Source organism: Cellulomonas sp. P4_A2, assembly GCF_056402515.1.
In genome coordinates, this window is the sequence record NZ_JBFUHG010000021.1 from 38895 (window position 1) to 51592 (window position 12698).

11 protein-coding genes are annotated in these 12698 nt (G+C 72.9%); 5 read left to right on the forward strand and 6 right to left on the reverse strand.

What is annotated here, in order from left to right:
- Positions 1 to 11: 11 nt before the first annotated feature.
- The gene (locus AC1DUE_RS17105) at positions 12 to 2570 is read right to left on the reverse strand and encodes a beta-d-glucosidase (RefSeq protein WP_477040618.1); all 2559 of its coding nucleotides are present in this window, start codon (positions 2568 to 2570) and stop codon (positions 12 to 14) included.
- A 101-nt stretch (positions 2571 to 2671) separates the two neighbouring features.
- Between AC1DUE_RS17105 and AC1DUE_RS17110 the strand changes: the two genes are divergently transcribed.
- The 4 genes from AC1DUE_RS17110 to AC1DUE_RS17125 all read left to right on the forward strand — a co-directional run bounded on the left by AC1DUE_RS17110 (position 2672) and on the right by AC1DUE_RS17125 (position 6228).
- Positions 2672 to 3322: a TetR/AcrR family transcriptional regulator gene (locus tag AC1DUE_RS17110; protein ID WP_477040619.1), complete on the forward strand. Its 651-nt coding sequence runs from the start codon at positions 2672 to 2674 to the stop codon at positions 3320 to 3322.
- A gap of 70 nt (positions 3323 to 3392) precedes the next feature.
- Positions 3393 to 4130 carry a response regulator transcription factor gene (locus AC1DUE_RS17115; RefSeq protein WP_477040620.1) on the forward strand — a complete coding sequence of 246 codons (738 nt, stop codon included), beginning with the start codon at positions 3393 to 3395 and terminating at the stop codon, positions 4128 to 4130.
- Positions 4130 to 5740 carry a sensor histidine kinase gene (locus AC1DUE_RS17120; protein WP_477040621.1) on the forward strand — a complete coding sequence of 537 codons (1611 nt, stop codon included), beginning with the start codon at positions 4130 to 4132 and terminating at the stop codon, positions 5738 to 5740. The genes AC1DUE_RS17115 and AC1DUE_RS17120 overlap by 1 nt, the downstream gene beginning before the upstream one ends.
- A gap of 110 nt (positions 5741 to 5850) precedes the next feature.
- Entirely contained in the window at positions 5851 to 6228 is a 378-nt protein-coding gene (locus tag AC1DUE_RS17125) for a VOC family protein (protein ID WP_477040622.1), read from the forward strand.
- A 22-nt stretch (positions 6229 to 6250) separates the two neighbouring features.
- Here AC1DUE_RS17125 and AC1DUE_RS17130 read toward each other — a convergent pair whose 3' ends face one another.
- The 4 genes from AC1DUE_RS17130 to AC1DUE_RS17145 form a co-directional block, all read right to left on the reverse strand.
- Entirely contained in the window at positions 6251 to 7012 is a 762-nt protein-coding gene (locus tag AC1DUE_RS17130; RefSeq protein WP_477040623.1) for a hypothetical protein, read from the reverse strand.
- A 104-nt stretch (positions 7013 to 7116) separates the two neighbouring features.
- Positions 7117 to 8751, reverse strand: a complete 1635-nt coding sequence (locus AC1DUE_RS17135) for an ABC transporter permease (protein ID WP_477040624.1) — start codon at positions 8749 to 8751, stop codon at positions 7117 to 7119.
- Positions 8748 to 9674: an ABC transporter ATP-binding protein gene (locus AC1DUE_RS17140; RefSeq protein ID WP_477040625.1), complete on the reverse strand. Its 927-nt coding sequence runs from the start codon at positions 9672 to 9674 to the stop codon at positions 8748 to 8750. Before AC1DUE_RS17140 ends, AC1DUE_RS17135 begins: the two co-directional genes overlap by 4 nt.
- The gene (locus tag AC1DUE_RS17145) at positions 9671 to 10327 is read right to left on the reverse strand and encodes a TetR/AcrR family transcriptional regulator (protein ID WP_477040626.1); all 657 of its coding nucleotides are present in this window, start codon (positions 10325 to 10327) and stop codon (positions 9671 to 9673) included. Before AC1DUE_RS17145 ends, AC1DUE_RS17140 begins: the two co-directional genes overlap by 4 nt.
- A gap of 213 nt (positions 10328 to 10540) precedes the next feature.
- Between AC1DUE_RS17145 and radA the strand changes: the two genes are divergently transcribed.
- Positions 10541 to 11956, forward strand: a complete 1416-nt coding sequence (gene radA, locus AC1DUE_RS17150; protein WP_477040700.1) for a DNA repair protein RadA — start codon at positions 10541 to 10543, stop codon at positions 11954 to 11956.
- Between the two features lie 19 nt (positions 11957 to 11975).
- Here the strand turns inward: radA and AC1DUE_RS17155 are convergent, their stop codons facing one another.
- The gene (locus tag AC1DUE_RS17155) at positions 11976 to 12698 is read right to left on the reverse strand and encodes a DUF4386 domain-containing protein (protein ID WP_477040627.1); all 723 of its coding nucleotides are present in this window, start codon (positions 12696 to 12698) and stop codon (positions 11976 to 11978) included.

Consider the following 12698-nt stretch of genomic DNA (forward strand, 5'->3'; position numbering starts at 1 on the left):
ACTGCTGGGTACTACACGTGCGGGTCTGGCCCGGCAGACGCGGACCCTGGGAGGTCCACGTCGACCGCGAGACGTAGGTCGCCTGACGAACGGCCCACGCGGATCGGGTAGGTACCGGCCGGGGTGACCCAACCGGGCTTTGCCGTGTCCCAGGTACGGAACGCACGCGCGTCCACCCGGACCTGGACCCGTTCGTGCGCACCGGGTTCGGCGAGCACGACACTGAAACCGCCGAGCCAGCGGACCGGACGCTCGACCCCGGGCGTACCCAGGGACGAGTTCTCGGGGGGCTCGACGTAGACCTGGACGACCTCACGACCAGCGCGGGTCCCCGTGTTCCGGACCTCGATGTCCAGCACGACCCCCCCGTCGCCGTCGAGGGTGGACGTCATGGACTCGTACTCCCACGTGGTCCAGCCGAGGCCGTGACCGAACGGGGCGGCGGGCGTGCGGCCGAGGGCGAGCCACGAGCGGTACCCGACGTGCACGCCCTCGTAGTAGTCGACGACGCCGTCGACGGGGATCGCGTCGGGGACCGGGACGTCCGACTCGTGGGCCGGCAGCGTCCACGGCAGGCGGCCGGCCGGCTCGGTGACACCGGTCAGCACGTCCGCGAGCGCCTCGGGCCACTCCTGGCCACCGAGCCACGCCCAGACGACGCAGGGCACCTCGTCGAGCCAGGGCAGGAGCACCGGGGCGCCGGCGTTCACGACGACGATCGTGTTCGGGTTCGCGGCGAGCGCGGCCTTGACCAGCTGGTCCTGCGTGCCCGGCAGCCCGAGGCTCGTGCGGTCGTACCCCTCGGACTCGATCTCCTCGTTGGTCCCGACCACGACGATCGCGAGGTCGGCCGCGGCGGCGGCCTCCACGGCGACGGCCAGCAGCTCGTCGGGCGAGGTGCCCGGCGTGCGGTGAACCAGCTCGGCGCGCACGAAGCTCGCGTACCCGACGGGGTGTACGGCCTGCACCAGCGCGTCGATCTCGACCGTGGTCGGCTCGGTCACGTCGATCACGAGCGTGGCCGGGGGCGGCTGGTTCACGCTCGAGTCGAGGATGACCTCGGCGCCCACCACGGTGTCGCTGGTCGAGAGCACCTTTCCGCCGACCGAGATGACGTGCTTGCCCACCGTGCCGACGCCGACCTCGTGGCGGCCGGGCTCGTCGAGCCGGACCGTGGTGCGGATGCGGAGCGCGGTCGCGGGACCGGGCACCTCCCGCAGCCAGCCGTCCCACGTGGTCACGTCGGCCGTGGCGAGCACGGCACCGTCCGCGTCGAGCAGCTCGCCCTGGGCGCCGACGTGGCCCTCCGGGGTGGTGCAGCGATCGGCAAGATCCAGCGCAGGGGGCAGCAGGCGGGAGACCGCACCGGCGTGCATGTCGACCGTCGCATCGCCGAAGGCGTCTCGCAACGCCTCCGAGGGGGTGGACGAGCGGTCGGGCCGAACGAAGCCGGAGCCGCCCCCTTGCTGGAAGGGATGGACCGCGTTCGGGCCGAGGAGCGCGATACGCGTGACGTCGTCAGGGGCGACGGGCAGCGCGTGCTCGTCGTCGCGGAGCACGACCATCGAGCGGGAGACGAGGCGGCGCAGCACCTCGCGGGCGTCGACGTCGCCGACGTGGTCGCGCAGGTCGCCGGACGGCGCGAGGCCGTCCAGGGCGCCCACGCGCTGAGCCAGGCGCAGCAGCCGCAGGACCTTGTCGTCCAGGAGCGACTCGCTGACGTCGCCCGAGCGCACCGCGTCGAGCAGGCCGTCGCCCCAGGGGCCGTCCGGTCCGGGCATCTGCAGGTCGAGGCCGCCCTCGGCGGCACCGATCACGGACTTGGTGGCCACCCAGTCGCTGACCACGACGCCGTCGAAGCCCCACTCGTCCTTGAGGACGCCGGTGAGCAGCGGGCGGTGCTCCAGCACGGGGGCGGCTGTGTGGCCGTCGTCGACACCCGAGTAGGCGCCCATGACGGACCACGCCTGCGCCTCGCGGACGAGCTGCTCGAACGGCGCGAGGTAGACCTCGCGCAGCGTCCGCTCGTCGACGCGGGCCAGGTAGCTGGTGCGCTCGGTCTCGGAGTCGTTGGCGACGAAGTGCTTGATGCACATGCCGACGCCGCGGTCCTGCGCGGACTTGACCACGTGGACGGCGATCGCGCCGGTGAGCAGCGGGTCCTCGGAGTAGCACTCGAAGTGACGGCCGCCGACGGGGGTGCGCTGCAGGTTGACCTGCGGGGCGAGCACCACATCGACGCCGTGCCGGCGGGCCTCGGCGGCGAACACCGCACCGACCTCGTCGGCCAGGTCCACGTCCCACGTCGCGGCGAGCGCGCTCGGGGCAGGGAAGGACGCCGACGTCTCGTCGGCACTCTCGGAGATGCCTCGGACACCGGCCGGACCGTCCGACACGTGCATGGCGCGAAGGCCGATGTGCGGCACGGCGGTGGTCGACCACAGACCGGCACCGACGACGAGGCGGACCTTCTCCTCGAGCGAGAGGCGCGTGAGCAGAGCGCTCAGGGCGGCATCTCCGTGGGTGGGCCGTTCAGCCGTGGGCGGCTGGGTGGCCGTGTCGAGTGACACAGCAGCAGTCTCCGTTCAGGACGTCTTTGTCTTCTGCCGAGCATCAAAGCACAACTTACTGACTTGTCAGTAAGTGCAAAGATCACAGTATGGTTTCGGTCATGGACGACGACGTTCCCCCGAAGGCGGCAGCGCGCAAGCCGCGTCAGCCCCGCCAGGCCACTGCCGAACGCAGGGCCGAGATCCTGCGCGCAGCCGCCAACACGTTCGGCTCCAAGGGGTACATGAGCGGTTCGCTGACGGAGGTCGCCGAGCAGGTCGGCATCACCCACGCGGGCGTCCTGCACCACTTCGGGTCCAAGGAGCAGCTGCTCGTCGAGGTGCTCGAGTACCGCGACAAGGAGGACGTCCGCGACCTCGAGGGACAGCACATCCCGGGCGGTCTGGAGCTGTTCCACCACCTGCTGCGCACGGCCCGGATGAACGTCGAGCGTCGCGGCATCGTGCAGGGCTATACCGTCCTGACCGGCGAGTCCGTCACCGAGAACCACCCCGCCCGCACCTGGGTGACCGAGCGCTTCACCGTCCTGCGCGGCGAGATCCAGTCGGCGATCCTGGCGGTCGGGGAGGGAGCCGTCTCCGAGGAGCTGGCCACCTGCGCGGCCAGCGCGATCATCGGCGTCATGGACGGTCTGCAGGTGCAGTGGCTCCTCGACGAGGACGTCGACCTGCCCGTCGCCACCCAGTTCGCGATCGAGGCCATCCTCACCGCCGCGCTCGCCGGCGCCGATCGGCCCCACCCGCTCGACTGAGAGCCCATCTCTCAGACTTTTCACAGGGTTGCCCCAGGCGTGCCTCAGGTCGCGGTCGGAAGGTCGGACCATGACGATCACGACCAGCCGCCGCCCGGACGTGTTGACGCGCCCCGACGGATCACCCGTTCGCGCACTGGTAGTCGATGACGAGCCGACCCTTGCCGAGCTGCTGTCCACCGCCCTGCGCTACGAGGGCTGGCAGGTGGACCACGCCCTCACGGGCCACGCCGCGGTGAAGACCGCGAAGTCGCTCGACCCCGACGTCATCGTCCTGGACGTCATGCTCCCCGACCTGTCCGGCATCGACGTGCTGCGCCGCGTGCGCGCCACGCACCCCAACGTCCCCGTGCTGTTCCTGACCGCCAAGGACGCCGTCGAGGACCGGATCGCCGGCCTCACGGCGGGTGGCGACGACTACGTCACGAAGCCGTTCAGCCTCGAGGAGGTCGTCGCCCGCCTGCGCGCCCTGCTCCGCCGGACCGGGTCGGTGTCGTCGCGCGAGGAGGCCGTGCTCGTCGTCGGCGACCTGCGGATGGACGAGGACAGCCACGAGGTGTCCCGCGACGGTGAGGACATCCGCCTGACCGCGACCGAGTTCGAGCTGCTGCGCTACTTCATGCGCAACCCCAAGCGCGTGCTGTCCAAGGCGCAGATCCTCGACCGCGTCTGGCAGTACGACTTCGGCGGCCAGGCCAACATCGTCGAGCTCTACGTGTCCTACCTGCGCCGCAAGATCGACAAGGGTCGTACCCCGATGCTGCACACGCTGCGCGGTGTGGGGTACGTGCTGAAGCCGTCGGTCTGATGGCTCTGATGGCCGCGCGGCCGCGGTGGACGCTGCGTCGGCGACTGGTGGTCACCGTCGTCGCGCTCGTCGCCGTGGTCGCAGCCGTCATGGGCGCCGTCACCACCCTGTCCCTGCGCAGCTCGCTCGTGAAGCAGGTGGACGACAAGCTGACGATGGCGCACGGCCGCGCGGCGGACGTCCACATCGTCCCCGACGGGGGGTCGGTCGGCGTCACGCAGGGCGGTGCCGCACCGGGCTTCGCCCCCGAGGTGCTCGGCACGGCTCCGTCGTTCGTGCCGAACGGCACCGGCCGTCCGTTCCAGGACGTCGGCACGGTGAACGTGCAGCTGGCCGGCGGGACGGACCCGACGAGCCTGCCGGCACGTGACGCGGGGTACGTGGACGACGACGGCACCCTGACCCGCCTGACCGATGCGCAGATCGAGCAGATGCTCGCGATCCCGACGGACGGGGTCGTCAGGACGGTCACGCTCGACGGCCTCGGCCAGTACCGGGCGATCTCCAGCGTCACGGGTCCCGACCGCTCCGTCGCGGCCACCGCGGTCCCGCTCGCGTCCGTGAACGACACCATCACGACGTACGTCGTGATCGAGGCGATCGTCGCGGCGTTCGCGCTGCTCGTCGCCGCTGCCCTGGGCCTGGTGCTCGTGCGCCGCGAGCTGCGTCCCCTCGACCGGGTCGTGCGGACCGCCAACCGCGTCGCGCGGTTGCCGCTCGACCGTGGCGAGGTCGTCCTGGCCGACCGCGTGCCCGTCCGCGACACCGACCCCGCGACCGAGGTCGGGCAGGTGGGCGCGGCCCTGAACCAGCTGCTCGGGCACGTCGAGCAGGCCTTGGCGGCGCGCCACGAGTCCGAGTCGCAGGTGCGCCAGTTCGTCGCCGACGCCTCGCACGAGCTGCGCACTCCCCTGGCCTCGATCCGCGGCTACGCCGAGCTGGTCCGCCGCTCCCCCGAGGAGCTGCCCGACGGTGCGCTGCAGGCCATGTCGCGCGTCGAGTCCGAGTCGCTGCGGATGACCGGGCTTCTCGAGGACATGCTCCTGCTCGCGCGCCTCGACGCGGGCCGGCCGCTGGCCACCGACCCCGTCGACCTCGCCCTGCTCTCGATCGACGCGCTCACCGACGCCCACGTGGCCGGCGCCGACCACGCCTGGTCGCTGGACCTCGACGAGGACACCTCGCCCGAGGACGTCCAGGTGGTCGGCGACGACGCCCGACTGCGCCAGGTCCTGGCCAACCTGCTGTCCAACGCCCGGCTGCACACGCCGGCGGGCACCTCGGTCACCGTCCGGCTCCGTCGCGACGGGTCGCGGGTGGTCCTCCAGGTGGCCGACGACGGACCGGGCATCCCGCCCGCGCTGCGCGACAGCCTGTTCCAGCGGTTCACCCGCGGCGACGTGTCCCGCAACCGCACGACCGGGTCCACGGGGCTGGGCCTGGCCATCGTGCACGCGGTCGTCACCGCCCACGGCGGCACGATCACGGTCGGGCCGAGCACCGCGACGTCGGCCGGCACCACGTTCACCGTCACGCTCCCCGCGGCGCCGGCACCCCCGCCGCCGCTCACCGAGCGCCCGACGACCACCCGAGCCCCGGCCCGCGTCTGACAGCGGCCCGTCCCCGGCCCGTGTCTGACCACGCGGCCCGGCGACGTCCGCGCTCCCGGCACCTGACCGCCGGAGCGCGGAGGAGAGTGGGTCTCGACGAGGAGGCACACATGGCGGATCTCAGTGACGCGTTCAGCGGGTTCTCGACCGACGACATCCCGGCCGCGAAGGAGTTCTACGGCGACAAGCTGGGGCTCGACGTGTCGGAGGAGAACGGGATGCTCCTGCTGCACGTGACCGGCAGGAACGTGCTGGTCTACCCGAAGGGACCGGCCCACACGCCCGCGACGTACACGGTGCTGAACTTCCCGGTCGAGGACGTGGCGGCGACCGTCGCCGAGCTGCGCGGCCGCGGCGTCGAGTTCGAGAAGTACGCCGGGACGCCCGTGGAGACCGACGACGACTACGTCTTCCGCGGCGGCGGCCCGCTGATCGCCTGGTTCACCGACCCCGGTGGCAACATCCTGTCGATCATCGACCGCAGCTGAGGCTCGTCGCAGAGCCGACCCGTCAGAGCGGGTAGGCCGCGTAGAAGTCGACGATGTCCTCGACCGGCCCGGTCACCTGGAAGACCGTGGTGCCGTTGGTCCAGACCGCGACACCCGTGCCGTCGCCGGCGTCGGCGATCGAGTAGCTGCCGACGGGCGCGCCCCCGGCCGTGACCTCGCCCGACTGCGGGAGGGCGGGCTCGCCCGCGCCCGCGGTCGCGGACGGGTCCGGCGCCGGGGCGGGCGGGAGGGCAGCGGTGAGCGTCGCCGCGAACGCGGTCGCCTCCGCGGGGGTCTCCCACTGGCCGGCGTTCACCGTGACGGTGCCCGCGGCCCCGTCGGTGTAGGTCTCGGTGTAGGCCTCGATGGCGCCCGCGGCGATCCAGGCGGGGTTGTCCGCCGACGTCGCGAGCGCGTACTGCAGGACCGATGTCGGCAGCGCCGTCGCGAACGCCGTCGTGGCGGTCCGCGGCACGGGGGCGACGGTCGGCGTGGGCGAGGGCAGCAGGACCGTCGACGCGACGGCGGGCGGCGTGGCCTCGTCGTCGGAACCGCCGGACGTGACGATCCCGATGATGATCGCCGCGACGACGAGGACGACGACGCCGATGATCGCCGGGACGAGCCAGGCCGGGCGCTTGGTGGGCTCGTCGGCGGGTGGCTCGCCGCTCCCGGCAGGCGGGACGGACGGCGGGGTGCCGCCGGTCGTCGGGCCGGTCTGTCCCCAGGACGGAACGCCCCCGGGCTGGTTCGGATCGGCGCCGGGCCGGCCGGTCTCGCTCATCGGGGTCCCCCTTGGTTCGTGGCGCCCGAACCCTTGCCGGACGCCCCGCAGCCTACCGACGCATCACGCGCGGACCGTGTCACGGCCCCGGAGTGCCGCGAACGTCAACCGACCACGTCACGTCGGCGGAACGCCGCCAGGCCACCCGCCACCAGGGCCGCCGCGACGAGGGTGAGGGCGAGCACGGGCGGCCAGTCCATCGCCTCCGCGGGGAGCTGCGGGGTGTAGGTGAACGGTGAGAGCGCGTCGGAGCCGTCGGGCAGGAGCGCGCCGAACAGGCCGACGACGAACACGTAGGCCACGTACGCCCAGACCAGGCCGTACGCGCGCGGCACCAGACCGACGAGCAGCACGGCCACGCCGAGCATGCAGCCGACCGCCGGCAGCGTCACCGCGGAGGCGCCGACGAGGTCCCAGACGTCGAGGTCCGCGGGCAGCGACGCCGAGCTGGTCAGGCCCACCACCAGACCGTTGACCAGCATGATCACCACGGCGGCGACGGCGGCGACGAGCACCTGCGACCCCAGCCAGCGCCACCGCGACACCGGCCCGGCGAGCACGGCCGCACCACGGGTGGCGAACTCCTCGGATCGGGCGGCGCCCATCGCGGTCGCCGTATAGGTGCCGGTCGTGATGGCGAGGAACACCGTGTAGAGCGCGAGCGCGCCGGCCACGGCCCCGCCCGGTCCCGTCGGGAGGACCTCCTCGAGGGTCGGGTCAGAGCCGAGGAAGTCGACGAGCGCGCCCGCGAGGAGCCCGACGACCGCGCCCATCGCGACGACGGCGAAGCCCCACGAGAGGATCGCGCCGAGCTGGCTGCGGGTCGTGAGCGCCACCATGCCGGTCAGGCTCGCGGGGGCCTCGGGCCGGCCCAGCCGCTCGGCCATCAGGCCGGTGCCGACGTCGCGGCGCCCGACGAGCCAGAACGCCACGAGGACGAGTCCGGCCGCGACGACGACCCCGATGGCCAGCGGCCAGAACCGCGTCGACACGTACGCCGCGGTCGCCTGCGCCCACCCGAACGGGGACAGCCAGGTGAGCACGCTCGTGCTCTCAGGACCGCGCACGTCACCGATCGCGCGCAGCAGGAACGCGATTCCGAGCACCGCCATGCCGAGCGAGCTGGCCGTGCGGCCGTGGGCCGTGACCTGGGACGCGACCGCGGAGACGCCCGCGAACACGAGTCCCACCATCACGACCCCGCCCGCGAGCGCGGCCGAGCCCTCGACCTCGAGGCCGCCCCCGACGAGCCCGAGGAACGTGGCCAGCCCGACGGCCAGGGTCGCGACGACGGCCGCGACGATCCCCGCGACCACCTGCGCGTCCCGTCCGACCGGGGCGGACCGCACGAGCTCGAGCCGGCCGTCCTCCTCGGCCGCGCGCAGGTGCCGGGTCACGGTCAGCAGCGCCATGATCGCGACCGGGATCATGACCCACAGGCCGATCTCGTTGGCCGTCATGGCGCCGATCGTGTAGTCGTCGAGCCCGTACCCCGGCCCGGCCAGGGCAGTCGCGGCCGGCGACGCGATCAGCTCCGCGCGTGCCTGCCGGGTCTCGGGCGACGCGTAGGCGGAGTTCAGAGCGCCGATCGACGCGAGCACGATGAGCCCGATCGACAGGGCCCAGACGATCGTGCGGAACCGGTCGAGCCGCAGCGCGACGCGGACCAGCGCGCGCGTGCCCGACACCGGCCCGGACCGCACCGTCGCGTGGACGTGCTGCGCGGTGACCGCGGTCATCGCGACCCCTCCACCACGCCGAGGGTCGCCAGCTCGTCGCTGTACTGGCGCAGGAACAGGTCCTCCAGCGTCGGCGGGTGCGCCGTGAGCGAGTCGACGCCGAACGTGGTCAGCCGCGCGAGCACGTCGCCCAGCGACGGGGTGTCGATGTCGAGCGTGAGGTGCCCGTCGTGCCGCTGCAGGTTGTGCACGCCGCCCACCGGCGCCAGTGCGACGGCCGCGCTGTCCATGTCCCGCAACGCCGCCGTCACCGTGGTCCGACGAAGGCTGCGCAGCTCGTCCAGCGACCCGCTCTGCACCTCCTTGCCCGCCCGGATGATCGTCACGCGACGGCAGAGCACCTCCACCTGCGCCAGGATGTGGCTCGACAGCAGCACCGTGCGGCCCTCGTCGGCAACCTCCCGCACGACCTGCTGGAACACCGCCTCCATCAGCGGGTCCAGGCCGCTGGTCGGCTCGTCCATGAGGAGCAGCTCGGTGTCGGCGGCGAGCGCGGCGACGAGCGCGACCTTCTGCCGGTTGCCCTTGGAGTACGCGCGGCCCTTGATGCGCGGGTCGAGCTCGAACCTCTCGATCAGCTCGCCCCGCCGCTTCGGGTCCAGGCCGCCGCGCAGCCGTCCGAGGACGTCGATCGCCTCGCCGCCCGACAGGTTCGGCCAGAGGTTCACGTCGCCCGGCACGTACGCGAGCCGCCGGTGCAGCGCGACCGCGTCCCTCCAGGGGTCGCCGCCGAGCAGCTGCACCGAACCCTCGTCGGCCCGGAGCAGCCCGAGCAGCACGCGGATCGTCGTCGACTTGCCCGCGCCGTTCGGGCCGAGGAACCCGTGCACCTCGCCCGTGCCGACGGTGAGGTCGAAGCCGTCGAGCGCGCGCTTGGCCCCGAACGACTTGACCAGTCCGCGGATGTGGATGGCGTCGGTCATGACTTCTCCTGTGTCTTCTGGACGAACTCTCGATAGGCGTCGAGGTAGCCGCTGTCCGTGAACAGCCCGTGCGTGTAGAGCTCCAGGCCGGCGAGCATCGTGGCGCTGTAGAGCTCCTTCATCGCCGTGGTCGGGTCGTCGGTCGGGGCGGTGCCACGGCCCAGCGCACCGTCCAGCTGGGCCATGACGATCAGGCCGACCTGGGTGGCGACGAGGTTCCGGGACCGGCCGTGCGGGTCCTGCGACGGTCGGACGGTCCCCGCCTTCTCGCCGGTCTTCAGGTACGCGTCGGCGTCCGCGACGAGGCCGTCGACGAACTTGCCCGCGAGCGCGCCGCCCTCCATCAGGCTGCGCACGATGTACGCGAACAGGGGTGCGTACTCCTCGATCTGGGCCAGCCGACCGATGACCTCGCCCGGCGTGTGGTCCGCCATGGCGTCGGACTTCTCGTTCTTGACCGTCTCCAGGACGAACGCGTCGCACTCAGCCCGCAGGCCGTCCTTGGACCCGAAGTGATGGATGACCAGCGCGGCGCTGACCCCGGCGTCGGCCGCGATGGCGCGCACGCCGACGCCGAAGCCGTCGCGGCCGAACCGCGCGACCGCCGCGTCCCGGATGCGGGCGCGGGCTGTGAGGTCGTCGTCTGAACGCACGTTCACTACGCTAAACCGGTGTTCAGTCGAGCGCAAGGCCCGACGTCCGACGCGGCGATCGTCGTTGCGTCGACGGCGCCCCGTGCATGCGACGGCGCTACCTGCTGGGGGCGCCGTGGCGGTCTTGTGGCGCCCTCGCCGTCCGGTCCGACGGGTGGCTGCGGGTCTGCGGGCGCGCCCTCGACGTCCGTGTCGGACCCTGCGTCTAGCGTCCTGCTCGTGACCTCGACGAGCGTGAAGCGCCCCTCCTCACCGCGGCCTGCGTTCCGGTGCTCGGAGTGCGGCTGGTCCGCCACCAAGTGGGTCGGCCGCTGCGGCGAGTGCCAGACCTGGGGCTCGGTGCTCGAGGACACCGGTCCGGGTGGCGGCGCCCCGAAGACGACGGCCACGACGCCGACGCGATCTACGGCCCTGCCCATCGACCAGATCGACGTCGAGACGGCACGGGCGCAGTCCACAGGGGTCGACGAGCTCGACCGGGTGCTCGGCGGCGGCCTCGTGCCGGGCGCCGTGGTGCTCCTGGCGGGCGAGCCCGGCGTCGGCAAGTCGACCCTGCTGCTCGACGTCGCCGCCCGGGCGGCGCGCACCGGCCGGCGCGTGCTCTACGTGACCGGCGAGGAGTCGGCCGCGCAGGTGCGCCTGCGGGCGGGCCGCATCCACGCGCTCGCGCCCACGCTCCTGCTCGTCTCGGAGACCGACCTGGCGACGGTGCTCGGGCACATCGAGAAGGAGGCCCCGGACCTGCTGGTGGTCGACAGCGTGCAGACGATCGCGTCCGCCCAGGTGGACGGCACCGCCGGTGGCGTCTCGCAGGTGCGCGAGGTCAGCGCCGCGGTGATCCAGGCCGCCAAGGCCCGCGACATGCCCGTCGTGCTCATCGGCCACGTGACCAAGGACGGGGCGGTCGCCGGGCCGCGCACCCTCGAGCACCTCGTCGACGTCGTCTGCCAGTTCGAGGGCGACCGGCACTCTCGGCTGCGCATGCTGCGGGCCACCAAGAACCGGTACGGCCCCACCGACGAGGTCGGCTGCTTCGACCTCTCCGAGACGGGCATCGTCGGGCTGACCGACCCGTCCGGGCTGTTCATCTCCCAGGCGCTGCACCCGGTGCCGGGCACGTGCCTGACGGTGACGCTGGAGGGGCGCAGACCCCTGGTCGCCGAGGTGCAGTCGCTCGTGGCGCTCAGCTCCGTGCCGAACCCGCGCCGGACCACGAGCGGCGTCGACAGCAGCCGGCTGGCCATGGTGCTCGCGGTGCTCCAGCGCCGGCTCGGGGCGCGGCTGGCCGACCAGGACGTCTACGTCTCGACCATCGGCGGCGCCCGCGTGATCGAGCCGGCCGCCGACCTGGCGCTTGCGCTCGCCGCCGTCAGCTCGCGGGAGAACGTGCCGCTTCCGCGAGGGCTCGTCGCTATCGGCGAGGTCGGGCTGGCCGGCGAGATCCGGACGGTGTCGGGGGTCGGCCGCCGCCTGGCCGAGGCGGCGCGGCTCGGGTTCACGCGGGCGATCGTGCCGGCGGGGGCCCTGGACGGCGCGAACCCGCCCGCCGGGCTGACCGTGACCACCGCGGCGGACCTGGGCGAGGCCGTGCTGAACGCGGGCCTGGCGACGGACGACCCGCGCCGGTAGGCGTCCGCCCGACGCAGGTCTACGCGGCCACCGGGAGGCGCGCGGGTCGCTCGGCCACGACCGGGACCCGCACGCCGCGGATCAGGAGCCAGAACAGGAACAGGACCTCGGCGACTCCGCCGACCATGCTGAAGACGACCGTCGAGTCGGCGTCGGCCCCCTGGAACTGCAGCACGATGTCGACCAGGTAGCCCAACCCGCCGGCCATCAGCAGGTAACCGAAGGCCCTCGGCACGTAGCCGGAGCGGACCACGACGTACCCGAGCGGCAGGAGCCACAGGCCGAAGAAGATCTGCGCGACGTTGTTCGACAGGGTGTGCATGTCGAGCAGGAGGGTCGCGGTCTCGTCGGACCCCGGCCACGCGCCCGTGGCGACGAGCAGGGCGCCGCCGTGCAGCACCATGCCCAGGCTCTGGATCACGACGGCGGCCGAGGCGATCACCAGGAAGCCGACGGAGATGTCGAGGTTCGCGCGACGGAAGAGGCTGAACAGGAGCAGCACCGTCAGCAGGAAGCACGTGAACGCGACCAGGTCGGCGGCGAACGCCAGTCGCATGGTGCCGGCGGCGTCGCGGATGCTCTGCGCGGTCTGCGACGGATCACCGTCGGTGTCCAGACCGCTGCGGACGACCAGCTGCGACCAGCCCGCGGCGATCGCGACGACGAGGTAGAAGGCGCCCGCGAGCCGCGCGACGCGCTGGGGGTGGGCGAGTGCGAGCGGCGTGGTCGACGGCTGAGACAT